Genomic DNA, 24,456 nt, shown 5'->3' on the forward strand with positions numbered 1-24,456 from the left:
GGGAGCGAACAATTTCAGGTAGTCGTATTCTTGTGAAACAATGCCGAAATACAGTATTCTCGCGACGGGCAGAAATCGTAGGGGATGGGGTATGGCGGGGCTAAGCGCATTAAATTTCGTGAATGTTGGACCAAAGGGAACGTTTCGGGAAAGCGGCGCTCTGAAAACCCGCCCCGGCGATATCGATGCCATATTTTTTCATCTGTCGACGTCCAGGACCAAAAAGCTGGTGATCCACTTTCACGGCGGTCTTGTTCCTGAGGCAGCAGGAGCCGCCACGGCCCTCAAGATGGCGAAGGTCTATTCCGAGGCAGGGGCGCATCCGGTCACTTTTATCTGGGAAACCGGATTGGTCGAGACGATTACGCGCAATGTGACCCACATAGGGGACACGCAACTTTTTCAGACCCTGTTGAAGTATTTGCTGAAGCAACTGGCCAAGCGCCTTGGCGTCGATCTTGGCGGCAGGGGCGCACCTGGGGAAATCAGCGATCAGGACATCGAACGTCGGTTGCGCAATGACGATCCCTTCGGCGAAGACGAGGCCACCGTTCGCACCAGATCCGAGGCGTTAAGCGAGGCAGAACTGCAGCATCTTCAAACGGACATGGAGTTTGATCTCCAGCTGGAACTCGAGGCTGACAATGTTTTGGCGGACACCGCAGCCGCGCCCGAAACTGAAAAGCAGGTGATGAAGCCTGAACTGCGCGACAACCTTGCCGAGGACGGCGGCAGGGGTTTCTCCATTGCAGCGATTGCAGCGCTCCTGGCAAAGGTTGCTGTACAGGTCATCCGGCGGTTCATGAAGGGGAGGGATCACGGTCTTTACACGACGGTCGTCGAGGAGATCCTGCGTGCGCTTTATCTGGCAGATTTCGGCGCCTGGACGTGGAGTGGCATGAAAAACGTGTCAGCCGCGATGTGGCTGCCGAACGCGGGACCTCTGGGAGACGACTCCTATCCCGGCAGCTATTTCATACAGAAGCTATCCGCCTATCAGCAGGCCAATCCCGATCTCGTCGTTGACGTTGTGGGCCATAGCGCCGGCTCAATCGCCATATGCAATCTGTTTGCCGCCCTTCATCGCCAGAAGATTGCATTGCGTATCCGCAATGTTGTTTTTCTGGCACCGGCCTGCCTGACGCGATTGATGCATTCTGAGATCGTCAGTCAGCCAACGCGCTTTGAAAACTTCCGTGTCTTCACAATGACAGATCCCAATGAGCAGGCCGATCAACTGGTTCCGAAGTTCTACAACAAGTCGCTCCTTTACTTCATCTCGGGTGTGCTTGAAGACGAGCCCGACGCACCCATTGCCGGCATGCAGCGTTTCTGGAGCGGGAAGACACCCTTCATCGATGACTATCTGCTGGACTCCACCACCTGGCTCTCGGAGAAGGCTGCCCGCCGGACGGTGCTTTCGATCAATGCGGAGGGAGATGACGGTTTTCTGAGTTCGGCCGTGCACCATGGAGATTTTGACGACGATCTCCTGACGCAAGCAAGCCTACGCGCCATCGTGGGTGCTTGAGGGGTCGAGATGGCAGTTCACGCCCAAGATTTCGCCCTGGTGGTCGGCCTCAATCACTACCCGTACTACAGCGACGGGAAGGACCTGAAAGGGGCTATTGACGATGCTTCGAAGTTCGCGGACTGGCTGAAGGATCAGCACAGCGGCGGCGGTCTTCCTCCAGCCAACTGCAAGCTCGTCGTCTCGACGAACAACCCGCTTACCCCCGACGTCGGGCAGATCGAACAGGCTCTCCTCGAAATCTGGCGCGACGCGACCGCGATTGGCGGTGGGCGACGTTTCTATCTGTTTTTTAGTGGCCATGGCCACTCGTTCGATCCTGCCGAAGAGCAACTGCCAGACGTTGCGCTTTGCCTACCACTCTGGTCGCGCGAGCTTCCCAACAAGTCGATCAGCGCAAACCATCTGCGCGGGTGGGTCCAGCGCTGCATGCCGTTCGGAGAAATTGTCATGTTTTTCGACTGCTGCCGTTCCCGGATGCTGAAATCGCGCGCTCAAAACACGGCGGGAGGATGTGCTGTAGCGCGGCCGGGTTTCGACAACATCAAGATACTCAGCATCTTCGCCGCGGAGCATGAGCAAAAAGCCTTCGAAAGCCCGCAAAGCGATGATGTGGACGCTCGCGGCTACTTCACCACCGCGCTTCTGGCCGGATTGAAAGGTGCGGCTGCGCCGACCGGTGGAGACATAACCCACCTAGCTCTTTGGGACTATCTGAAGGCCGAGGTCCCAAGGCTTGCGAAACAAGATGGGCGTCAGCAGGAACCAAGGCTTGGATTGCAGTTGCCAGCCGACGAACTGCTTTTCGGTACTCACCTCCCGTCAGTTCCGGTTGGCGGCGAAGTTGCCGCACCTGCAAATTTCGAAATCAGGTTCAATGAGTGGAGGGCCGGCACTGTTCGGTTGCTCGACACCGACGGCAATGTCGTTCGCCAGGACGTGGTATCAAGCGGGCCTTGGCCGGTGACAGTCAGGTACGAGCTTCATCTCCTCGAGGACATTCAAACCGGCGAAACGATGTCGTTCAATTTCCGGCCTGGAATGGAGGGAAAGCATGTCACCTTCTGAGCAGGCAGAATACCCGTTTGCCATAACGGCAATGCGGCCCGATGAGAGCCATTGGGATCTCGACTGCGAGATCACGATCTTCGACGGCCGCAACAGGATACAGGCGACTGGAAACGGGTACGTAGAGCGTGATCTGCCACGCGGCCTTTATGTTGTCCGGTTGGCGACAGCCGGCGCAATGACCGAAACGGTGATTTCCCATGACGGGCCCACGGAGCGAAAAATAGAGGGCCCAAAACGAAGTTCGGCACTGCCGGCCACGGACGCAAAGGATAATCACGAATATTATAGCGGTCCAGCGACGCATTTCAGCCTGGTATCGACGGCCCACGCACCACAATCGACGGCCGGTACCTGCCGAATGATGATCATGTTCCGCGCGCGTGAGGAAAGCGAGCGCATCGCTTTGGGGAGCATTCACCTCGGGTCTCTTCAGACAGCTGACGGAGAGACGATCACCAGTTTCGGCGATGCCGATTTGGCAAAAGATGAAGCCGCTGGCTGGGCGATCTTTTCAACCTGTCTCAAGCCCGGAGCCTATCTTCTCACCAACGAGGAGGAGAATGACCAGATCGTAATGCCCATTCATCTTTTCGAGGGTTGGGATAGCTTGGTTTTCCTTCCTGTCGACAAGCGCGTGCATTTGGCGCGGGCCAGTCTTGATATCGTGGCTCATGGTTCGGGATTTGATCCTGCCGATGGATTCAGTCAGAAAATTGATGCCGCCGTTAAGATGCTTGGCAAGCGGTTTGGTGACATCCCGCAGGAGGTAAGGGCTGCCGCAATCCACGGCAAATTCCAGCATCCGCTGGCGGGTATCATCGGCGCCTGTGCACATTTTCTCAGCAAAGATCGGGACGCGCACCTGGAGGCGACGATGATACGCAACCTGTGGGCACTCATGCCGGGATCGCCCGACGTTATAGCCCTGCTATTTCTTTCTTGGCGGGGAAGAGAGGTGGAGCAACCCAGGGACTTCAATGCATTGTTGAAAAAAGCCGAGACAGCGTTTGGACAAAGCATTGCAGGCTTTTTACCGCTCTCCACACCGCCGATATTGCGGCCGTCTTTGGATGCAATCATTGCCCAAAGCCAAGTCGTTCCCTATCTGATCGCCGCAAACTCCTGGCTTGAAACGGCTTCCATCAGCGACTATGCGGCAGGCCCGTGGGCGATATTCGACGGAAGCCCGATGGTCTCGCTGATCATGTCGATGCAACCGGGAACGCGTAACCCGCTCAGTCACCAAAAGCTCTATCCGATTGTCAAAGGCGTGTTCTCCCAGACACTGGAGCTTGCCCGTCGAGCGGACTGGGAAATCAGCAAGAACGCCACCATCAAGTCAATTGCGAACACCCCGCTAGCACGCGAACTCGGCCGCACCGAATTGGGGGCAAAGTTGCAAGAATTGCAGATCCAGTTCTTCCCGGATCTCATAGCTGCCGACGATACGGTCGCGGACGTCGTCTCCAAGATCAGAGACCAGAGCGAAACGATAATGCGCATTGGCGTAAGCTCGAGCGTTCCCCGATGGCTGCTGGATATGGCGAGGGATATTCTCAGCGAAGATGATATCGACACAATGGCGCGAGATCTTGCAAGCCGCGCTCAAGTTCCGCTGCGCGTCGCAGCTGCGGCCCTGCAACTTGCTCAGGCGTCTGATAAACGCGCGCCGAACACGGATCCGCCGACGTTGCCACGCCTACCTGTGCCGTGACCAAGCCCGTTTGCCTTTCTTCGGTCCTCTACCGAGTCAGAAAGGTAAGCTGCCTGGCCTTCAATCGAAAGCGTGGCGGTCTCGTTCAGACCGGTTCGCCTGTGTCCTGGGGGAGGGGGTCCCCCGGCTTAAGCGTCCATACCATGTGCGTTTTGTCTCCAACCTCTGCCAACACCTTTTCTACATCGACTGGAGATAGGTGCTGGGTCACTGAGGAGGTGGGATGAAATTCCGGCGTAAAGCTCCTGACAAGTCGGGATTCCTCGAAGAAGTGATGGGCGGCACCCGGTAGCATCTCCATCGGCATTGGAATTTCGGCACTTGGATTGTGGTAGACGTTGAGCCCTTCGATCCAGGTTTCCTCATAACCGTCCGCATTCACAATGACCCGGAATATTTTTGGCAGGGTTGCGTTGGGGTTATGGTCGACCATACGGCCCTCTCGGATCGCAAGCACCTGTCCGGAACCGAATTTTCCCAGGATTCCGAGACGGTTAAATTTTGCGATCGTGCCCGCGTTGGTCGAGATGACCGCACTGACGTGCCGGGAGTCAGGCAGTCGAAAAAAGCCGGAGGGGACCGGAGTCTTGTCTCCCCACTGGTGTGTTTCGACCCGCACCGGCGAGATGATCAATTTGCCCTCGCTGTCGAGAGCGGCGGGGTATTCATAACCCCACAGATACCGTTCCAATGCAGATTGTGACCGCACCATCGACATGGAGGAGGAGAAATCGGCAATGGCAAGGACGAATGGCTTGCCGTTGACATGGGAGTGTTCCCAGTATTTCTTTTTAAGCTTCGAATACAACGCGCTGCCGAACTTGATCGGCATGTAGTCCTTCAAAAACCGGTTCAATTCTTCGGGCGTATCGGTGGGCGGTGGAGGTACGATGGTCCCATTCCTGGTGGTGGGACCAACCGTTACCGCTTCGACATACAGTTCACCGAACAAGCCGGCAGCGCAAAAATCGGGGACGTTCTTCTCGCGGCTTAGCACGAATCCCGCCTCGATCAGCATGGCATAGAGATAGAGCTCCCAGATGCGCTGGTCGAAACCCGTCGTCTGAAACTGTTCGATGAAATTGCCATCTGCATCCTCATACCAGCGCATCATCGGCTCGATAATATTCCGCGCGGGCGAGTATCCCTCGTTGGTTGAGAGCTGAACGAACGATGGATGCAGCCTTCCTTCGTCGTGGAGACGGCTGAAGAAATCGACTGGCTGACCTTTTTCATCGCCTTGATAGTGGTCTTCCGCCAGCGCCTGCGCGGCGCTGCGCATAGCGGCGAAAAGTTCTTCCCTCGCCGCTTCAGGGGTGGGAGAAAAATCCGTTACGTGGACCCCGCGGAAGCACAGTTTCCGGTCCCTCGCCATCACGATACCGCCGAAATCCTGATCCTCGAGGTCCTGGGTCGCGATGCCGATGACATTGCCGCCCTCTGCTTCGAAAAATTCCAGCTCCTCCAACATAAGCGGTGTCCGAGGGTGGCGGGCATAGCCTCCCAAGGCATTGAAGCGTGTGATGGAGATAGGTTTGATTTGCAGCTCGCTCATGATCTATCCTTGCACAGAATTCCTGACTGGGTCCGCGCAACCCCGAGCAGCGAAACCGCCAGCAAAATCAATCGGGACAGTAGAAAAATGAGGAATCTTTAAATTGCTGATGCTACTGCTGATGGCAACGGCAGCATAGGAGGTAGGCGTGGTCGGTGTGCAGCAACATTTGCCAATTTTTGATGTCGAACTCGACCGCAACAATCCTCGCATCCGTCGGTTTGTTGAGGGCTTCGAAGGCGAGCTGACCGACGACAATATTCAGCTGGCCCTCGATATCGGGGGAGACGACGGGGACAGTGGCAAAGGTGTCACGAGTGCCGACAAGCTGCGGAATTCAATTCTCGCGAATCGCGGGATAATGCAGCCGATCATCGTCTGTCGCAACGAAGCGGGCCGATATCTTTGTATCGAAGGAAATACGCGCCTGTTCATATATCGCCAGTTCCACGAAAATGGAGTTGCCGGGGACTGGTCGACTATACCCGCAATCGTTCACGAGACACTCGCCGGCGACGGCATTGATGCGATCAGGCTTCAGGCACATCTGGTAGGGCCACGCGCGTGGGACGCCTATTCGAAGGCCAAATATCAGTGGGAGCTTCACTTCAAGCACCTGATGCCCCTGGATCGGTTGGTCGACTTGTGTGGCGGGGACCGGCGCGATGTTCAGAAGTCGATCAACGCATATGCGGACATGGAAAATCACTTTCGCAAGCTTCACCAACCGGGCGAATTCTATAACACTCAACGATACTCCGGTTTTGTTGAACTTCAGAACACGAAGGTGAAAACGGCCATTTTTCGGGCGGGCTTTTCGCTCGACGACTTCGCCTCCTGGCTGAAGGAGAAGAAGATCGATGGTCTGATCGCCATTCGCCAGCTTCCGCTCGTCCTCGGAGACAAGAATGCCCGGGCGATATTCCTGAAGAAGGATATCAAGGCGGCTCTCGACGCCATCGAACGACCCGACATCGGTGCCGACCTACGCGCGGCCAGTCTTAGCCAGTTGGCACGAGCAATTACCGAGAAAGCAGAAAAGATCCCGTTCATCGAGATCCAGCGTCTGCGCCAGAATCCAGATGACGATGTCGTGCGGTACGTGCTGGATGCCCTGGACGCGCTGCAGAATCTGGCTGGAGAGTTCCAGCAGCGGAGGGATGATGTCGGGTGAGACGAGCGCGCATACGCTCCTCGTTGAGCGGCTAATATCCTACGTCCGCGCACGGCATTGCCCGCCGCGCGGCCTGCTTGTCCTCGCCGACCATCATACTTTCGGCAACAATCGTCCTCCGCAGATAGCGGGATACATGCCAGATCTGTTCGCCAGCGACTTGCCAGCGACTTTCGAAGTTATTGGCGAAGCGAAAACGATGGCCGACCTCGAGACCGGTCGCTCTCATCGCCAGATATCAGCGTTCCTCGACTATCTGTCGGTTCGCCAGGGCTCGAGCTTCTATCTGGTTGTTCCACCGTTTCAGCGACGCCGTTCAGCCGCGATTGTTGATGGATTGCGCACGCCCGCTCACAGCGGCATAGCCGTTGAGGTGATCGATGGTCTCTGAAATCTCCACGCGTCTGAAACGGAACCCGTCGCTGAACCTTGGTTTGCGTCACGCAGGCTTTCTATACCAGCTTGAGGCGGTTGAAGCCGTGAAGGACCTACCTTATGCCGCGCTTTTTCACGAGCAGGGTCTCGGCAAGACAAAGATTGCCATCGACCTTGCGCTTGAGTGGCTGAAAACGGATGCTGTCGACACGGTCGTGTTCGTCACCAAACGTGGGCTTATTCAAAACTGGCAAGACGAGATCAAGGCCCATTCGTATCTCTATCCGACGATCCTCGACCAAAATCATGCCGGAAATTTCTTTGCCCTGAACTCCCCGAGCCCGGTTTTCCTTGTTCACTACGAGGTTTTTCGCACCGAACAGCGTCGTCTGGGGCTTTTCGCAAAAACTCGGCGCATCGGCATTATCCTCGACGAAGCACAGAAAATCAAAAATCCGGAATCGGACCTCGCCCGGGCTTTTCATGCGATTGCTCCGGTCATGAAGCGCCGCATCATCATGACCGGTACGCCTGTGGCGAACAGGCCCTACGACATCTGGTCACTCATCTACTTCCTCGATCAGGGTGAATCTCTCGGCACGGATTTCGAAGCTTTCAAGAGTGGCCTGGATCTCAGCAACGACCTTTGGGTGAACCAGACTCGACGGGACGCCTTTGAGGACGAGTTAGGTGACCTTTTTGATCGCATCCGCTCATTTACCGTTCGGGAAACGAAATTGACGGCTGGGATCCAGCTTCCGGAGAAGCGAATTCAAAATGTTCCGGTCGACATGAGCCCACGCCAGAAAGCTCTCTACGACGAGTACCGAACAGACCTTGGTGCATCGATTGTCGTCAATGAGCGACAGACGCTCGACGACGCTGAAGAAAGTCTCAAGCGGCTACTTCGACTGGTACAGGTCGCGTCCAATCCTAAACTCGTCGATGACTCTTATACCGAAACTCCCGGAAAATACGCCAAGCTGCATGAGCTTGTGACCACGGCGACCATTTCAGGTTCGAAAATCATCGTCTGGACCAGTTTCGTTAAAAATGCTGACTGGCTGCAATCTCGTCTCGCAGAGTTTGGAGCCGTTAAAGTGCACGGGGGCGTGGAGCTCGCCGATCGCAACGACGCAATTGCCAGGTTCAAAGCTGATCCATCCGTAAAGGTTCTCGTTGCAACGCCGGGTGCGGCGAAGGAGGGTCTCACGCTGACGATTGCCAACCATGCTGTCTTCTATGATCGTTCCTTCAGCCTTGACGATTATCTTCAAGCGCAAGACCGGATTCACAGGATTTCGCAAACCGACACCTGCTTCATTTGGAACCTGATCGCCATAGAATCGATCGACGAATGGGTGGATTCCCTGCTTGCTGCGAAAAGACTGTCTGCCCAGCTTGGGCAAGCCGACATCAGCAAAGAAGAATACCGCCGCCTGGCAAACTACGATTTCGGCAAGATGATAAAAGAAATTCTCGGTCTGGAGGTTTAATTGGGAAGTTCAGGAGAGAACGCGATGTTTAACAGGGTTAGCGAGCAGGGCTCGGTGATCCTACGCGGTGTGGAGATTGTCACGCGTACCCTTGACATCGATGTCAGGGCTTTGAAGTTCTATGTCGATAATCCTCGAATTTATTCCTTTATGCGCGCGGACGGCGTACAGCCGACACAGGCCGATATTCTGGCAAAGCTGCAGACCCTCGAGCACGTCAGGGAGCTGGTGCAGGACATCCGTGCCAACGGCGGTCTGATCGACCCTCTAATAGTGCGAGACGGTGATTTCGTTGTCCTCGAAGGCAATAGTCGGCTTGCAGCCTATCATCACCTTGTCGCTGAAAATCCTGTTTCGTGGGGTAAGGTAAGGTGCACCCTTTTGCCGGCCGACATCGACGAAAAATCGGTGTTTGCTTTGCTCGCGCAGTATCATGTCAAGGGCAAGAAGGATTGGGCCCCTTATGAGAAAGCTGGCTTTGTTTATCGGCGCTTCAAAAATCAGATGGTCGATATCCCGGCTATCGCCAAGGAAATCGGCCTCACCAAGGACGAAGCAAAGCACCTTGTCGCTGTCTACGAGTTCATGATCGAGCATGGCGACGGCGACCGCGAACGCTGGAGCTACTACGACGAGTTTCTGAAGTCACGGAAGATTAGGAAGGTCCGTGAAGAAGTGGCTGGTTTCGACGACTTCATCGTCAGCGAAATCCAATCCGGTCATTTTGGCAAGGCAATGGAGTTACGAGACAAGCTTCCGGTTATCTGTACAGCGAGCAGCAAGATCGTCCGACGTTACATGGATGGCACCTACGACTTCGCCGAAGCGCATGAGGCAGCCGTCACTGCGGGGGGCGAAAGCCATGTGCTCAACAAGCTGATCCGTTTCAAAAAATGGTTGGTCGAAACATCGACTGAGGATGATATCCTCGATGCGCCGAAGCAGGTTCGTGATCGCATTCAGTACGAGCTGAAGGAAATCGAGAAAAAATCTCGCAAATACAAAGAGCTCGTTGAAGCCAAAAAAAATGAGATTGATGTTCATTGATCGATCGGAACCCGGGGGCATGACTAAAAACGGCGCGATCGACCTCCTAGAAAGCGCTTTTGCACCCTCATATTAAAGCAGCAAAAGTGGTCTGAAACACTTCGAGAGTGCTTGACTTGCACGCCGATAACCGCAAAATTGCACTGAGGGAATGCAATATTGTGTTGCAGGTAATGCCATGTCTGACGCTTTTTCAATTTTTTGCTCAATCGGAAGCTCTGCTGGAAGGATGGTGCTCCTCGGTTTTGCGCCCGCTAAAGTGTTGCACGCTTTGAGTTTTCCCGACGTCTTGAATGAGGACACGGGTGCCGGCTATCAGCGGCGCTTCAATTCGCAGCACAGTCAGGATTTTCGGCGCTATATTCGCCAACCCGGCGCTTCGACCATCCCACTGACCCTCAACCTCCGGCCATCGGCTGGAGCATGGTCGGTTTGCGACAAAGGCAACGGACAAGCCGAACTCAAGATCAGTGCTGATGCCGGGAAAATCATGGCGCAGGTCGATTGCCAGCACCGGCTAGGCTTTCTGGGGGAGGTGGATCTGTCGCTTCCTTTCATGTGCTATATCGGCCTGAGCGTTGAGGAGGAGATGGAGGTATTCCGCACCATCAACAGCAAGGCGAAGGGTCTTAGTACCAGTCTGCTGGATTTTCATGATGCGCACTTGGCGGGCGATCTTGCCAACGACCGGCCCGAATTGTTCATTGCCTTGCATCTCAACAATGACCCCGAATCACCATGGTATCGACAGCTGGACCTCGGTGGTACCAGCACATCCGGCATGACGCGACGGGCCTCACTTCGGACAATGCAAAAGGCGATCAAGCGCTTTTTGACGGCTACAAAAATCTTGAAAACGAAGTCAACCGAGCGGGCCGCCCAAATCGTGCTTGCCTTCTGGAAAGCCGTCTCCGAGGTGCTCCCCGAAGAATGGGCAAACACCCGCAAGCATATTTTGAACAAGGGGTTGGGCGTCTACGCGATGATGGATATCGCCGCAGACCTCTACCGCGAAGCGCCCGATGACAGCGGCCTTGACCGAATATCGTTTGTGAACGCGCTTACGGACTTCGCTCACCAGGTCGATTGGACGACCAAGGGAAAACTGTACGGATTAGGCGGTGAGGGCGGCGTTCGCCCTGCCGTGGATTACATTCGCGACGTTCGCAAGCGCGCGCATTTGAAAGTCGTCAGCAATGGCTAACAAGAATATCCTGCTTATCGAGCCAGGCTACAAGAACAAGTATCCGCCATTGGGTCTGATGAAAATTGCCCAATATCATGGTCCTCGTGGCAAGCGTGACCGCGTCCGTTTCATCAAGGGCGAGGATCGCTCGGTGATGAATGAAGCGTGGGACCGGATTTATGTCACCACGCTGTTTTCCTTTGAATATCCGAAGATTTCGCAGTCGATCGATTTTGCACTGGAAGTGGCTAACGGCCAGGCAGACAAGGTTTTCGTCGGGGGGATTGCCGCTTCCCTCATGCATGAGCGGTTTCTCGATGAGCGTCGCTGGCATGGGATCCGGTTCATCAAAGGGCTTCTATCAGAGGCTCCCGCCGTCTCTCTGCAACTCGATGAGTTCGCCGAAGAGCTCTATTCCAGCGACACAGTGGGGAGACCGATTGAAGACCTTGTGCCCGACTATGATATTCTGACACAGATCGATTATCGGTATCCTGTGCGAGATGCCTATTTCGCCTACACGTCCCGTGGCTGCATTCGCAAATGCCATTTCTGCGGTGTGCCAAAACTGGAGGGGATGCAGCGCGACACCGAGTCATTGACCGACCTGGTTCGCGCCATCGATGAGCATTACGGTCCGAAGAAAGACCTGATCCTCATGGACAACAACGTCGTCGCGTCCGCCAGGTTCAAGGAAATCATCGCAGAAATTCGAGACCTTGGCTTTGTGCCTGGGGCAAAGCTCATGAGGCCCGGCGCTAAAGTCGCGGTTCAGCGGCGGGTCGACTTCAACCAGGGCGTTGACGCGCGGATCTTATGCAAGGATCCAATGTATCTGCGGGAATTGGCGACGATCTGCCTCAAACCACTGCGCATTGCATTTGATCATCTGGGTGTCAAAAAACCGTATGAACAGGCTGTGCGCTATGCGGCGGAATATGGGCTGACGGAATTATCGAATTACATGCTCTATAATTTCCATGACGGCCCAGAAGATCTTTTCGAGCGCATGCGCTTGAACGTGACCCTCAACGAGGAACTCGGCATCCGTATCTGGTCATTCCCGATGCGCTACCAGCCGACCAACCGCCCCAACCGCGGGCATATCGGTGAGAAGTGGTCCCGCTACCAACTGCGCTCGATGCAGATAGTGCTGCAGGCAACCCATGGCATCGTCAGTGGTGCGCCGGAGTTCTTCAAGCACGCATTCGGGGACACCTTCGAAGATTATGCGCGGATCTTGATGATGCCGCACGATTTCATATTCAATCGGACTTGGTACGAGCGATATGATCAGGATCAGAAACTATACGAATTTCAGACGGAGTTTGCCTCGTTGGATAACTACGAGCGGGCAGAGCTCATGGAGTTACTGTCGTCGCGGGATCCCCGTGAGTTCGTGATGCTGAGCGACTTTGCGGCCAACGATAAGGTCCGGCGCATTCTGCGGTTTTACATTCCGGTGTCCAAGGATGAACTGACCACGATCTGGGCGACGCAAAAAGAACTGGTCCGCCTGGAATCTATGTCTGACCTCGGGCTCGCGGAGGACGAGCGCGTTGAAGACGCTGGTTTGGACTATGACGAGGAGAGCATCGCCATCGCTGCAGAGCTCGCACCAAAGCAAAGGGCTGTTGCATGACGACCGAAGCCACTACACGGATGAATCGCTCCGCGCTTCTTGCTGCAAAAGCGGAAGGCCGGAGTGAGCCTCTCGAAGAGATCACGGTCGGCCGGGATGTCTTGGAACTGGTTTCCAGCGCGATGTACATCGATCCGATGACGATCTACCGCGAATATGTGCAAAATTCCGCTGATGCCATCGACGACGCGCGCAACAACGGCCTGATTTCTGCCGATGAAGCCGGGAAGGTTTTAATCACCATCGATCCCGCGGCGAGAAGCATACGGATCCGCGACAATGGAACCGGATTGTCGAATGCTGAGTTTTCTCGCAAGATGGCGGCGCTCGGCGCCAGCGGCAAACGTGGGACAAAGGCCCGAGGGTTTAGGGGCGTTGGTCGTCTCGCAGGACTCGGCTATGCGCAAGAATTGATCTTCCGCTCGCGTACAGCAGTTGATGCGACCGTGGCTGAATTAACATGGGATTGCCGGCGGCTGAAGTCGGCTTTGCGCGAAAGCGACGGCGACATCCAAAGCCTGATACGATCCGTTGCGACGTTGAGAAAGAAGCCGACCGAGGATTATCCAGAACGATTTTTCGAAGTCGAATTGCGCGGAGTTGTGCGACTGCGCAGTGACAAGTTGATGAGTCCGGCGGCCGTTGACGAGTACCTGGGTCAAGTCGCACCCGTTCCGTTCGCACCAGAATTTCGCTTTGCCGCCGAGATCCGTGACGCACTTGCGCCGGTTGTGGCGCTCGGAGATTTGGACATTCGCATTGAGGGGAACGAACGGCCGGTCTTCCGGCCGCACCGTGACATTCTCACGCCGATTGGCCACCCTGCAATTCGATTCAATCGACTTTCCGTCAGCGAAATCTCAGCAATCGACGGCGAACTTGCAGCGATTGTCTGGGTTCTTCACCATGACTACGAGGGCGCGCTGCCGAATGCTGCTGGCGTGAAGGGCTTGAGGCTCCGCTCTGGAAATGTTCAGATTGGTGAGCATAACCTCCTTGAGGAATTGTTCCCCGAAATACGGTTTAATGCGTGGGCTGTGGGTGAAATCCACGTTGTCGATCAAAAGATCGTTCCGAACGGGCGCCGTGATCACTTCGAGCAGAACGCTCATTATCACAATCTCACCAATCAGCTTGCTCCGCTTGCCCGAGATATCGCTCACCTGTGCAGGACGAGTTCGATTAAACGAAACTGGCTACGCGAAACCGAGCTTCAGCTGAGAGTAGCAAACGAGACGCTCGATATCCTTTCACAAGGGGTTCTCAGTGAGCCGGAGTATTTAAATTGGTGGGCCAAAGGCAACGATGCCTGCCAGAGGGCGAAGAAAGCACTTTCCCAGAAGGTGCTCCAGGATGAAGACCTTTCCGGGTACGCGAAGAAGGTTACACAGGTTGAAAATTCCCTTGAACTGTCAACGCGGCCACGATTAGCAGCAGTCAAGGGCGTCGCGGATAATGAAAGGGCGGCTTTTGCGCGCTTTTGCGAAGTGCTTTATCAGGTTTCATCCAGCCAGAGCGCTGCAAAGGCATTGGTCGATAAGGTCATGGCGAAGCTCGGCGATGGTGAGCCTATTCCGTGACGTTGTCCTTCCGAGCTGCAGCTTTCGATTGACGACAACTTCCGCCTGCATGAATATCGGCGCATAATAGAATCCTCGGGGCCACTATCCAGTTGAAAAACCGTTCATCTCCTGTTCGCGCTCGGGGTGCCAGCGTGACACGCGGCCAACCGCCTGCATATGAAAAATTAGCGCAGTTTTTCCTTCCGCTCACCGGGGTGCATGCCAATGACCTTGCAGCCGAAGGAGCCGACCTCCTGCAGGCGCCGCGGACGCTTGTCTACGTCGATACATCTTTCCTGATGTGGATGACCAGGATCGGAACCAAGTCGCGTAGCGAGCTTATCGCGTGGCTTACCGACTGGTGCGGCGCGCGCCTAGCAGTCCCGGCATGGTCTGCCCACGAATATTACCGTCATTTAAAAGACCGCACCATACTTGAGGAGCTTGCTACGCATCTGACAGGTATGCGGAACATCGCCGAGCACAGCTTTGACTTTCTCTACCCATTCCTCGATGAGCCACTCGGAGGTGCCTCAGACAACACGAGGCAGCTCGTTCGCACGCGCGAGGTGCTGAGTTCACTGGGCGGGCTTACCGAAATGTTGAGTGGTTGCAGTGAGCAATTTCACGCGAACGCGCGCGAAGTGACAATGTTTGCAAATGCTCACGCCCTCCGGGAAAGCGAACTCTTTGATTATTTTGATAACCTCGATGCGGTGGCATCTGCACGTTACGAAGGCAGGATACCCCCCGGTTACAAAGATCGAAAAAAGAAACCTCTCAAGGTCGAGGTCGAAGGGGAAATGGCCGAAGAGGGCCGGAACCGGGAGTGATCGACATGGCGTTATTGAGCGTGATCCGACGCTGGCATTTTAGAGAGCATTTATCGATCCGGGAGATTTGCCTCAGGACCGGCCTGTCCCGGAATACCATCCGCAAATATCTCCGTCTTGATGGCGTGGAGCCGAAGTTCAAGGTCCCGGACCGACCGAGCAAGCTTGACCCCTTTGCCGATAGACTATCGGCCTGGCTGAAGACGGAAGCGAACAAATCCCGCAAACAGAAGCGGACTCTCAAGCAGCTCCATGCCGACCTGCTGAGCTTGGGCTACGAGGGTTCCTATTGCCGTGTCGCCGCTTTTGCTCGGGATTGGAGAGCCGACCGGCAGAGAGAACTTCAGAGGTCGGGACGCGGAACATTCGTGCCTTTGGCATTCGAACCCGGTGAAGCGTTCCAGTTCGATTGGTCGGAAGATTGGGCCATTATCGGCAATGAGCGCACCAAGCTGCAGGTGGCCCATACGAAGCTGAGCTACTCCAGGGCCTTTATCGTCCGGGCCTATCTCCTGCAGACGCACGAGATGCTGTTCGACGCCCACAATCACGCATTTCGCGTCTTCGGTGGCATCCCCCGGCGCGGCATCTACGACAACATGAAGACGGCGATTGACAAGGTCGGCCGCGGCAAGGAGCGCGACGTCAACGGCCGCTTCCTGGCGATGGCCAGCCACTATCTGTTCGAACCGGAGTTCTGCAATCCGGCGTCCGGCTGGGAAAAGGGGCAGGTCGAGAAGAACGTCCAGGACGCTCGTCATCGCCTTTGGCAACCCGCCGATATCCGTAGGTCGGCATGTCGTCGATGATCGTCTTGATCTCATCCAGCAGTTCCTGATCGGCGAGCGGCGGCCGCCCTCGGGCTTTGGAAGGGCGTTGCTTCACACGTTCGGCGATGTTGGATCGGGCGACATCCAGGGTCTCGCACACCGCAGTCATCGCGAACCGTCCTTCGGCAACGAGAGCGAGCGCAACAGGTGTTTTTTTGACCCTGATGCTATCTCAAGCGCTTCCTTGAGGATTTCGCCTTCCATCGTCTTTTTGCCGAGGAGGCGCTGCAGCTCTTTCACCTGGTTCTGAAGTGCCCTGTATTCGGATGCCGGGACGACCTCTTCCTGTGATGCCGTCGCCGTCAGCGCACCCTGCGCCGCTAGTTTGCGCCAGGCGAACAGCTGGTTCGGCTGAATGCCATGCCGTCGGGCAACGATGCTGACCGTGACGTCAGGCTCGTAGGTCTCCTGGACTATCGCGAGCTTTTCCGCTGTCGACCAGCGACGGCGGCGCTCCGGGCCGGACAGCACTTCTATCTTAGGTATGTGACCGGTCATAATGGGCACATTACTCCTAACGCTTAACAAGTGGGAGATCGTGTCCGGGGATTTAGGGGGCCACTACACCACGTTGACGCAGGCTTTCATTATATGCCGGCCAATTCGTCACTTGATATTTCTGCTTGGCAATCTTGTCCCGCCGATCGGCATTGAACTTGTGCGGCATCGCCGAAATCCGGATCAAGAGACTGAAAACCACCGCTCAATATCGGTCGCCGGGTGATCCACGCAACAACGCCCTCGAAGGGCGCCCCAGTCCAAACCGGTACTACCTCCCATTGAAGGGAGGTCTTGATTGACCGCTCTTCCGACATCTAAGTTTTACAATCATACAGTAGACTCCTCTAATAAATCGGGGGCTACTATGGAAGAACTGACGATGTCTGAGGTCTTGACGGATCCGCTGATCCGCCAGATGCTTCGCGCCGACGGAGTTACCCTCGGATACTTCGCCAAACTGTTGGAAGAAGCGGCATCGAGGCGCAGCAGGAGCTTCTCCGTCGCCGGAGGGGACCCACCTCACGGAGACAAGGTTTCAGGCGGCATGCAGGGCTAGAGCAGATCCTGTTTAATCTGGGTCATATCCTGCGGCCTTGAAGTAGTTGGCGCATTCTGCCGGCGTGAAGCGGGGCATCAAGGCGCCCACCGCATCCCACAAAGCGTCGATCTTTCGCTCTGCCCGAGCCCGCAACATGGCTTTCAATTTCGAGAATGCGTTCTCAATGGGATTTGAAGTCAGGACTGTAGGGCGGCAGGAACATGAATTGGGCGCCCGCGCGCTCGATGGCATCGCGTACACCGGCTGTTTTGTGCGCAGGCAGATTATCCATCACGACGACGTCCCCGGTCTAGAGCACGTCCATTTTAATCGGGGTCATATCCGGCTGCTGCGAAGTAGGGGTCAGAACAAGAGCAGTTCGAAATCGTACGCGGCTTTTATCAACCAAAGACAGCAAACACCTTGTAATATAGGGTCTTGCATGCGATTCTTCGATCAGTCTCGAAGGAGATAAGTATGTCTGAAATGATGCTAGCAACGCTTTCCAATATTCGGACAGTTGAAGACATGGTTGCCGCGTTTAGGGATGAGGAGCATTGCCGTCGCTTGCTGGAAGGCATGGTATGGCCGAATGGCAGGGTCTGCCCCGCCTGTGGGTACAAACGCTCAATCGCGATAGCTGGCCGCGACGTGGGCAAGCGGCGTGCGCGGCCGGGTCTCTTTCAATGCTCCAGCGGTGATTGCCGGTTCCAGTTCACGGTGACAACACACACGCCCCTGCACGCCACGAAACTTCCCTTGAGCGTGTGGCTCAAGGCGATGTGGCTGTTGCTGCAGTCGGACAAGGGCTTGTCCTCGGTCCGTCTCGCCGAGACACTTGGGGTGAGCCAACCCACAGCCTGGCGGATCGGTCATGCGCTGCGTCTCATGGTCGCGCGCGAGAACATGCTCGACGGCACGGTAGAGATTGACCATTTCTATCTCGGTGGCGGGCCACGAAAGCATCCCGATGATCCATCGCTCGGAAGAGGCCGCAAGGGGCAAGCGAAAACGCTGAAGACGCCGGTCTTGGCGATTGTTCAGCGACCTGCAGACGTCTCCCCGGGTTCCGCTGCGGGCGACGCTCGCGCCGCCGTCGTTACCGGTCTTTCATTGCGTGCTGCCGTAGGTGCGATTGCGCCACAAGTTAAGCTTCAGGCACATTTGATGAGTGACGAAGCAAAGGCATTCATGGCTATTGGCGAGAGCTTTGCTGCACACGAGACGGTCAACCACACCAGCCGCGAATATGTCCGTGATACCGTCCACGTCAATTCGGTTGAAGGATTCAATGCTCGGGTCCGCCGAACCATCGCAGGCGTTTTTCATCACATCAGCCCGGCACTCGCCGACCTATATTTCCATGAAATGGGCTTCCGCTGGTCCCAGCGCATTGTCACCGGCCAAGCTGTGCGAAAAAGCCGAAATGGCAGGGAAAGCATGAAAACCCTTTGGAAGCGGGTGCCGCCGTCGCTGCAATTGCTGCAAGTGTTCCGCGCTGCTACCGGCCGTCAGATGCGCAGAAGCCCGCATGGCGGCATCATCATCAAATCGGCCGTAGCTGTCTTTGGTTGATAAAAGCCGCGTACGATTTCGCACTCCTCTTGTTCCGACCCCGAATCGTCTGACTTTATCGGCTGTTTCTTTTGCGATTATAGCATCGCCGATGAGTGTGCCCGATGCAGAACACCTCTATCGGTCGCAAACCAGTCGGTGAACAATTCCAGTCTCTGCGATTATTGTGATCATGTGGCCAATCGCCTGACTGAAGGGAACCGCCGGAAGATATCGTCAGATCGAGTGTGACTCTGCTTCTACGGAGGGCAGCAAAGCCCGCAGAGTGGCCTCGTCGTCGCGATGTATAGCGAGCACCGCCAACTTGCGCGCCCGCGTCAATCCGACATACAGAACCCGTAGCGCTTCTGACGTAGCGGATGAACGCAGCGCCCAGTCGGAAAGAACGCCGCTCTCGTTGTCGATCGCCAGACATACAGCGTCGTACGCCCGCCCTTTTGCCTCGTGAACTGTCGCAAAGGAAAGGGTTTCCTGGGCCTTTGGCATTTGCAGCTTTGCAGCCCAATCAGCCTTTGCGGGAAGCAGCTTTGTGCCCGACCCGCCTTTTATTATGCGAGATAAAGTCCCACGCGCGACCTCCAGCCACGTGTCCCACCCTGTCTCCCCGGCGGGCAGGGCTGCTGAGAGCGCATCGAGGGTCTCAACACTCCGCCGATATAGCGATCTTCTCAGGACTATATCGTTAGACAGCGGACGCAAGCTGGCGATATCGTCGGATGAAAAACCTTGAAACTCCATCAACAGCTGTATGCATGCGTTCACGGCCGCCTGTTGCTGCCTTGGTGCAGTTGACGTCGAATATTGGAATGCCGCATCGTAGAGCCGAAGAACCCTGCTTCCGCTGCGGAAGGCTTTGTCACTCAGATTGCCGGAAATGCGGAAGGCTAGGTTTCTCTTATGCGCTAGCACTATCGCATCATCGGGGTCAACGCCGTCTGCTGCGCGCACCAACGACATGAATGTCGACGAAACGGCTGTCTTCGAGCTTACCGAGTTATTGAAGGTGAGTATCTGAATTTTGTGCGGGCTCTCTCTGTGGGCCCCCACCACCAGGTCTACCGCGCTTCGTTGACGCATCGACGCCGCAGCCTCACATATGACGCGGGAGCTCCTGAAATTTCCTTCCAAAGCTAACTTGGGGAAATTCTCCGTAAACGCTCTAAAAGATTTGGCTGCCCCATTGCGGAATTCGTAAATCGCCTGGTCGGGGTCGCAGACGAGGACCAGCTGAGCGCCATGCGATCTAAGCCACTCGAGGATCCTAACATCGTCATCGTTGCAGTCTTGTGCTTCATCGACGATGATCTCAGAAAACCTCGCGGTTATGGCGGCGCCCAACGCGCTAGCCTTCACCTTATTCGCCAATAGGTCGAGAACGATCGTCCTTGCCACGGCGGACGCGATCATGCCTTTCCGACGAAGAGCGTCTGATATCCGACGGGCGTTGGCCTCGTAACGCGTCAGGTGTTCGCGTTGTTCGCTCGACAGCCGCTTCGTCCGGCTCGGGTAGGTCGTAAAATCGATGGGATGGAAGTCTTTCATCGACATCGGCGCCGCCCTCACACCCGCTTTCCCCAGACGCACCTCTAAATCCCAGGCGTCGACGATCGTCGGTCGATGACCGCACCCGGGGATCCCGAAGGGCTGCACAACAAATTGGTTGAGGAATGCGTCAAAGGTTCCGACGAAACTAGGGTAAGAAAGGGCGTTGACCCCGCTCTGCAACGCGTAGCGCTCAGTAAATTCATCGACGGCGCTATTGGTAAAGGACAAGACGGCAATGCCGTGCCTGGGCGCAAGCTCACTGAGGCGTTTCGAGACCCGACGAACGAGCGTCTGGGTCTTGCCGGCCCCAGGGCAGGCTTCGACGAAACATTCGCTGGAATGGCCGACCAAAAGGTCCTGGAGCTCTTGTGCTTTCTTCAGGTCATCGACGTGACTCATTGTACAATGTCATCGATGGCTTCGGCGAGATATGCTGGTACCTGGAATTCGGCAAGGCTGGCCTTGTAAGCTGAACGCGCGGCGTCCTCATCGTCAGCGTTTGCGGCCAAGAAGTCGTTCGGGACGAAGTTCGCGTCCTTTGGAGATAGCACGTACGACAGCGCCTGCGCGTAATCACCCTTACGAACCGGGTTTGTTTTATCTGAGAACAATCCCAGGAAAGCCGCCGGCCGCGCTTCCGGGCTAACGTCCTCAATCCTTGTCGCCCACTTTTTTACCGAGCTGGGATGGATGTCGAGGAAAGCCGACCTCAGCAAGGCAGCATTTGCCTCGCAATATAGTGATTCTTCAAGCGTAACCTCATTGACCCGGACACTGAGGCGATTTCCCGCGCCGTAGGATGCAGCCAGTGTCTTGAGGGCTTCGACCCTGTCACCGGGGGAGTTGGGATCACGGTCCGTGACGACAACGAGCCTATCCGCGATCCGCGCGTCATCAATGCCGGCCAACAGCAAAGAGGCGTAAGGCGTAAAGTCAACGCCATCGATTGAAACGAGTGACGCAGCTTGAAACTTTTTCCATTTGGTTCGATCGGGATGTTCAGCAACGCCTCGGTTCGGGAAACGACGTTCCGCGAACACCGGAAGTAGCAGTGCCTCGGCCATTCCTTCGATCAGCATAACCCGCCCGCCAAACAGCATTGCTGATCGAGTGACGTCGAGGTACCGACTGATTTTGGCGAGATCGCGCTTCTTTATGTTGAGATCGTCGATGGCCAGCGCGACTGAGTATGAGCGATGATCGTTCGTCTCCTGCGAACGCATGATCACAAGGTTTTCAGGTGCGACCCAAGCCGTCAGATTAGGCGAGTGTGTCGTGATGATGACCTGTATTTTGCCTTCGGGTTGTCCCTTTTCGATCGATGCACCAGCGCTCAGCCTGGCCTTCTCTTGGAGAAAGTCGAGAACCAGCATCTGGAGTTGTGGATGAAGGTGGGCTTCCGGCTCTTCGACCAAGAACAGGGTCAGGTCGGCCTCCTTGGACTTTTGAAGCTCAACCATAACCGTCGCCATGAAAAGGAGATTTGCGTAGCCGAGACCCGAGTGACGAAGCTCGTGTAGGTCTCCAACGCCACCGTCAGCCAGCTTGAAGCGAAGATCGCGGGCGATGTCGTAAAGGTCTTCGCTATCGGCAAACCCAAGCCCCGCCCGCTGAGTGCGGCTTCCCGTCGTTAGATCGGTAAGCAAGGTTCCGATTTCACCTTCGATTGATGGTCCCGGTAGGGACGATGGTTACCCATCGCCCCCCGGCCAGATCCGTACGTGCGGCACTACCGCATACGGCTCCTATCGGATGTTGTGACGGTGAACCGAGCATCTGGATGCGGGTGCAACAAGCGACATGGCGGCAGGTATTTGCGAAGCAGCCTTTGGAAACGATCCCAAGACAGCCGGTTTCGTTGGCTTCGACGCATCAAAGCGTGTCGCCAAGCTCGACCAACTTCCCAGCGGAACCCTCCCAATCGTCTTAGATTGTCTGGCACCGCATGGTAGTTCAAATACCCCTTTAACACTTGCCGTAGCCATCGACCTACTACTGCGATCGGTTCATGGCGTCTTCGCATTAGCGTTTCCCGAATGGCCATCAGCGTCGTGCGCATTCGCTTCTTGATTGTCAGACGGACAATCTTGAAGCCCCCATCATTGCGCCGCCTACCACAGCAGTGTGTGAATCCCAGAAAGTCGAAGGTCTCAGGCTTGCGGATCCCACGCTCCCGGCAGTTTCGCGCCGCATACCGCCCAAAGCGTATTAGCCGCGTCTTTTCCGGGTGTAGTTGCAAGCCAAACTGAGCGAGACGCTCCCGCAATGCTTGCAGGAAGCGCTGCGCCTCTCCTTCGTACTGGAACCCAATCACGCTGTCGTCGGCATAACGTACAATGATCACGTCGCCTTTAGCGTTTCGGATACGCCATTGCTGGACCCATAAATCCAATGCGTAATGCAGATAGATATTCGATAGCACGGGGCTAATTACAGAGCCTTGAGGAGTTCCTCGCGTCGATGCGACGCGGCGGCCATCCTCAATCGTGCCCGCTTTCAACCATTTGTAGATCAGACGTATCAGCCGGCGGTCACCCACTCGATGCGACAGGAAACGAACCATCCACCCGTGATCGATTTCATCGTAAAACGAGCGAATATCCGCGTCCAGTATCCAGTTGATCTTCCGCTTGTCGATCCCAACCCACAAGGCGTCCAGCGCGTCATGCTGTCCCCTTCCTTGTCGGAACCCGTATGAGAAGCCCAGGAAGTCTTGCTCATAGATCGCGTTCAGAACCGTGGACACGGCCGTCTGCACGACTTTTTCTTCCAGTGCTGCAATACCGAGAGGACGGAGTCTTCCGTCATTCTTCGGAATGTAGACCCGTCGGGACGGTTGTGCACGATACGCACCGGACTGAATCTCCCGATGTAATTCGTGCACGCGCCCTTCGAGGGTCTTCTCATAATCGTACCACGTCACGCCGTCCACTCCACTCGCCGCCTGCTTGCGAAGCGCATGGAAGCTCTTCACCAACAGCGTCGGAGTGATGTGGTGCATCAGCGCCGTGAAACGCATCTTCGGGTTCCGCTTGGCGGCTTCCCGTACACCTTCAATCCCCATCGAAGCGTGTCTTATCCGGCTCTGTGTCCGGCACGCTGGAGTTTCGAAGGCGTTCCCTCCGATTACACCCCTTCCCTCCATCGCCTCCGCAGGATCATCTCCCTTGTTCGGCAACTTCTGCAGTACTATGGGCGTATCCGACTTCTCATCAGCGTTGACGACTGGATTGTGATCAACGATCTTCCCAGTCCCGTCCAGTCCATTTGCACTGGACACTGATGAGATCTCGCTGCTTCCGTATGAAAGACTTCCCGGCATGCACAGGGTCTCCGACCGCGCGGGATCGGGGCATGGCTTGCGATTGACGCCATGCACCGTGTTGCCTTCCGCTTCGCTTAACAGCGTCGGCATCCCGAACTGATCATTTCGCGGCTCTATGGCCGGCCTGCCGGTTTCCCCTGTCAACGCTTCGACGCACACCTCGCGATGTGCCCCGCATGACTCGGGGTCAGAGTGATTCGCCACTTCTTCTCCGTATTGAACTTTCATCAACTATCTTTCATCGGCTTTGCAGCCGCACTAAGCGCCGATGACGATGGCTTCCGCTTCAAATCCTCCTTGAAAGCGGCCTCTCCGTCCTTGTCGAGAAAATATCGTAGAAGCTGAGCGATGCGCGTCGGGTTACCTGAAGCCAATGCGCGCTGAGCGTCCCGCAACGGCGGAAGGTAGACGTGCCGAACAAGCTCATTTGTGCCCGGCTCGGGCTGATTTTCGAATTTTCCCGCCCAGTATTTGGCTTTATACCGCTTGCCGTCGGTTATCGAAAAATCGAGTCCAAATATCGCTTCGTTTCTAACCGGATCGGGTACGGCTGAGATTAAAAGGCCTTTTTGTGCCGGGTTCAAATCCGCAATCTGGGCCTTGAGGCGAAAGGATCTATCTGACAGACCGCGGCGAATATCCGGTTCTTCGCAGTAAATGTCGCGACGCCCGTTTGTTGGTAGAAAGAGCAAGCGCAAAGCGTCGACGAGGTTCGACTTGCCTCCGTTATTTTCGCCCACGACTGCGGTGAGATGTGGTCTAAATTTGATCAGTCCGTTCTCAAAGGAACGGAAGCGTTCCAATCGAAGCTTTTCGAGGTGCAAGGTATGCTCCACAGGCTGAAGCTATTCGGCGGCCAATATACATTAATGATTCGATACTACCTCGAATAGAAGATTCCGTTCAAAATTCTAAGGCGTGGACCCTTGGCTTCGGCAAAAATTATCGGAAAGGCG

General features: G+C 55.7%; 18 protein-coding genes and 3 pseudogenes. 14 read left to right on the forward strand and 7 right to left on the reverse strand.

The window, feature by feature from the left end; genetic code table 11:
* Nucleotides 1–91 precede the first annotated feature (91 nt).
* From BA011_RS26095 to BA011_RS26105, 3 genes are read left to right on the forward strand one after another with little or no spacing between them, the layout of a single operon-like run.
* Nucleotides 92–1,531: a hypothetical protein gene (locus BA011_RS26095; protein WP_065282913.1), complete on the forward strand. Its 1,440-nt coding sequence runs from the start codon at nt 92–94 to the stop codon at nt 1,529–1,531.
* Between the two features lie 9 nt (nt 1,532–1,540).
* Complete coding sequence (locus BA011_RS26100; protein WP_065282914.1) at nt 1,541–2,599, forward strand: caspase family protein; 1,059 nt, start codon at nt 1,541–1,543, stop codon at nt 2,597–2,599.
* The gene (locus BA011_RS26105) at nt 2,586–4,316 is read left to right on the forward strand and encodes a hypothetical protein (protein ID WP_065282915.1); all 1,731 of its coding nucleotides are present in this window, start codon (nt 2,586–2,588) and stop codon (nt 4,314–4,316) included. Before BA011_RS26100 ends, BA011_RS26105 begins: the two co-directional genes overlap by 14 nt.
* Before the next feature lie 85 nt (nt 4,317–4,401).
* Here BA011_RS26105 and BA011_RS26110 read toward each other — a convergent pair whose 3' ends face one another.
* The gene (locus BA011_RS26110; protein ID WP_065282916.1) at nt 4,402–5,871 is read right to left on the reverse strand and encodes a hypothetical protein; all 1,470 of its coding nucleotides are present in this window, start codon (nt 5,869–5,871) and stop codon (nt 4,402–4,404) included.
* Between the two features lie 148 nt (nt 5,872–6,019).
* Here BA011_RS26110 and BA011_RS26115 point away from each other — a divergent pair, with 148 nt between their 5' ends.
* From BA011_RS26115 to istA, 9 genes and pseudogenes are all read left to right on the forward strand, one after another.
* Nucleotides 6,020–7,045, forward strand: a complete 1,026-nt coding sequence (locus BA011_RS26115; protein ID WP_065282917.1) for a ParB N-terminal domain-containing protein — start codon at nt 6,020–6,022, stop codon at nt 7,043–7,045.
* 136 nt (nt 7,046–7,181) lie between these two features.
* Nucleotides 7,182–7,436, forward strand: a complete 255-nt coding sequence (locus BA011_RS42170; protein ID WP_151343568.1) for a hypothetical protein — start codon at nt 7,182–7,184, stop codon at nt 7,434–7,436.
* Entirely contained in the window at nt 7,426–8,916 is a 1,491-nt protein-coding gene (locus tag BA011_RS26125) for a DEAD/DEAH box helicase (RefSeq protein ID WP_065282919.1), read from the forward strand. The genes BA011_RS42170 and BA011_RS26125 overlap by 11 nt, the downstream gene beginning before the upstream one ends.
* A gap of 24 nt (nt 8,917–8,940) precedes the next feature.
* Nucleotides 8,941–9,963: a ParB N-terminal domain-containing protein gene (locus BA011_RS26130; protein WP_065282920.1), complete on the forward strand. Its 1,023-nt coding sequence runs from the start codon at nt 8,941–8,943 to the stop codon at nt 9,961–9,963.
* A 178-nt stretch (nt 9,964–10,141) separates the two neighbouring features.
* Nucleotides 10,142–11,167, forward strand: coding sequence for a DGQHR domain-containing protein (locus tag BA011_RS26135; RefSeq protein WP_151343569.1), 1,026 nt, complete (start codon nt 10,142–10,144; stop codon nt 11,165–11,167).
* Nucleotides 11,160–12,791 carry a radical SAM protein gene (locus tag BA011_RS26140; RefSeq protein ID WP_065282922.1) on the forward strand — a complete coding sequence of 544 codons (1,632 nt, stop codon included), beginning with the start codon at nt 11,160–11,162 and terminating at the stop codon, nt 12,789–12,791. Before BA011_RS26135 ends, BA011_RS26140 begins: the two co-directional genes overlap by 8 nt.
* A complete protein-coding gene (locus BA011_RS26145) occupies nt 12,788–14,371 on the forward strand; it encodes an ATP-binding protein (RefSeq protein ID WP_065282923.1) in 1,584 nt (527 codons plus the stop codon). Before BA011_RS26140 ends, BA011_RS26145 begins: the two co-directional genes overlap by 4 nt.
* Before the next feature lie 134 nt (nt 14,372–14,505).
* Nucleotides 14,506–15,186: a PIN-like domain-containing protein gene (locus BA011_RS26150; RefSeq protein WP_151343570.1), complete on the forward strand. Its 681-nt coding sequence runs from the start codon at nt 14,506–14,508 to the stop codon at nt 15,184–15,186.
* A gap of 5 nt (nt 15,187–15,191) precedes the next feature.
* Nucleotides 15,192–15,962 (forward strand): annotated as a pseudogene (gene istA, locus BA011_RS26155) (IS21 family transposase); the annotation flags it as partial.
* On the opposite strand, the pseudogene BA011_RS26160 reads toward istA, so the two are convergent.
* Nucleotides 15,958–16,514 (reverse strand): annotated as a pseudogene (locus BA011_RS26160) (transposase); the annotation flags it as partial. The pseudogenes istA and BA011_RS26160 sit on opposite strands and share 5 nt — an antisense overlap.
* A gap of 367 nt (nt 16,515–16,881) precedes the next feature.
* Here BA011_RS26160 and BA011_RS42180 point away from each other — a divergent pair.
* The gene (locus BA011_RS42180) at nt 16,882–17,073 is read left to right on the forward strand and encodes a hypothetical protein (RefSeq protein WP_237352733.1); all 192 of its coding nucleotides are present in this window, start codon (nt 16,882–16,884) and stop codon (nt 17,071–17,073) included.
* 12 nt (nt 17,074–17,085) lie between these two features.
* Here BA011_RS42180 and BA011_RS26165 read toward each other — a convergent pair.
* Nucleotides 17,086–17,362: pseudogene (locus tag BA011_RS26165) on the reverse strand (transposase); the annotation flags it as partial.
* Between the two features lie 170 nt (nt 17,363–17,532).
* On the opposite strand from BA011_RS26165, the gene BA011_RS26170 reads away from it, so the two are divergent.
* Nucleotides 17,533–18,630 carry an IS1595 family transposase gene (locus tag BA011_RS26170; RefSeq protein ID WP_065282926.1) on the forward strand — a complete coding sequence of 366 codons (1,098 nt, stop codon included), beginning with the start codon at nt 17,533–17,535 and terminating at the stop codon, nt 18,628–18,630.
* Between the two features lie 216 nt (nt 18,631–18,846).
* Here the strand turns inward: BA011_RS26170 and BA011_RS26175 are convergent, their stop codons facing one another.
* From BA011_RS26175 to BA011_RS26190, 4 genes are all read right to left on the reverse strand, one after another.
* Nucleotides 18,847–20,574, reverse strand: coding sequence for a UvrD-helicase domain-containing protein (locus BA011_RS26175; RefSeq protein ID WP_065282927.1), 1,728 nt, complete (start codon nt 20,572–20,574; stop codon nt 18,847–18,849).
* Nucleotides 20,571–21,821: an ATP-dependent nuclease gene (locus BA011_RS26180; protein WP_065282928.1), complete on the reverse strand. Its 1,251-nt coding sequence runs from the start codon at nt 21,819–21,821 to the stop codon at nt 20,571–20,573. Before BA011_RS26180 ends, BA011_RS26175 begins: the two co-directional genes overlap by 4 nt.
* 83 nt (nt 21,822–21,904) lie before the next feature.
* On the reverse strand, nt 21,905–23,728 hold the full coding sequence (gene ltrA / locus BA011_RS26185; RefSeq protein ID WP_151343572.1) for a group II intron reverse transcriptase/maturase: 1,824 nt from the start codon (nt 23,726–23,728) through the stop codon (nt 21,905–21,907).
* Nucleotides 23,728–24,324, reverse strand: a complete 597-nt coding sequence (locus BA011_RS26190; protein ID WP_065282929.1) for an AAA family ATPase — start codon at nt 24,322–24,324, stop codon at nt 23,728–23,730. The genes ltrA and BA011_RS26190 overlap by 1 nt, the downstream gene beginning before the upstream one ends.
* Nucleotides 24,325–24,456: the final 132 nt, after the last annotated feature.

Origin of the sequence: Rhizobium leguminosarum (assembly GCF_001679785.1) — a bacterium.
GTDB classification, from domain to species: domain Bacteria; phylum Pseudomonadota; class Alphaproteobacteria; order Rhizobiales; family Rhizobiaceae; genus Rhizobium; species Rhizobium leguminosarum_R.

Excerpts from the sequence above, each read along its gene's own strand:
- ltrA (WP_151343572.1), bottom strand. The coding sequence starts at position 23,728 with ATGAAAGTTCAATACGGAGAAGAAGTGGCGAATCACTCTGACCCCGAG.
- BA011_RS26095 (WP_065282913.1), top strand. The coding sequence starts at position 92 with ATGGCGGGGCTAAGCGCATTAAATTTCGTGAATGTTGGACCAAAGGGA.
- BA011_RS26100 (WP_065282914.1), top strand. The coding sequence starts at position 1,541 with ATGGCAGTTCACGCCCAAGATTTCGCCCTGGTGGTCGGCCTCAATCAC.
- BA011_RS26145 (WP_065282923.1), top strand. The coding sequence starts at position 12,788 with ATGACGACCGAAGCCACTACACGGATGAATCGCTCCGCGCTTCTTGCT.
- BA011_RS42170 (WP_151343568.1), top strand. The coding sequence starts at position 7,182 with ATGCCAGATCTGTTCGCCAGCGACTTGCCAGCGACTTTCGAAGTTATT.
- BA011_RS26125 (WP_065282919.1), top strand. The coding sequence starts at position 7,426 with ATGGTCTCTGAAATCTCCACGCGTCTGAAACGGAACCCGTCGCTGAAC.
- BA011_RS26170 (WP_065282926.1), top strand. The coding sequence starts at position 17,533 with ATGTCTGAAATGATGCTAGCAACGCTTTCCAATATTCGGACAGTTGAA.
- BA011_RS26135 (WP_151343569.1), top strand. The coding sequence starts at position 10,142 with ATGTCTGACGCTTTTTCAATTTTTTGCTCAATCGGAAGCTCTGCTGGA.
- BA011_RS26110 (WP_065282916.1), bottom strand. The coding sequence starts at position 5,871 with ATGAGCGAGCTGCAAATCAAACCTATCTCCATCACACGCTTCAATGCC.
- BA011_RS26175 (WP_065282927.1), bottom strand. The coding sequence starts at position 20,574 with ATGAGTCACGTCGATGACCTGAAGAAAGCACAAGAGCTCCAGGACCTT.
- BA011_RS26130 (WP_065282920.1), top strand. The coding sequence starts at position 8,941 with ATGTTTAACAGGGTTAGCGAGCAGGGCTCGGTGATCCTACGCGGTGTG.
- BA011_RS26140 (WP_065282922.1), top strand. The coding sequence starts at position 11,160 with ATGGCTAACAAGAATATCCTGCTTATCGAGCCAGGCTACAAGAACAAG.
- BA011_RS26105 (WP_065282915.1), top strand. The coding sequence starts at position 2,586 with ATGTCACCTTCTGAGCAGGCAGAATACCCGTTTGCCATAACGGCAATG.
- BA011_RS42180 (WP_237352733.1), top strand. The coding sequence starts at position 16,882 with ATGGAAGAACTGACGATGTCTGAGGTCTTGACGGATCCGCTGATCCGC.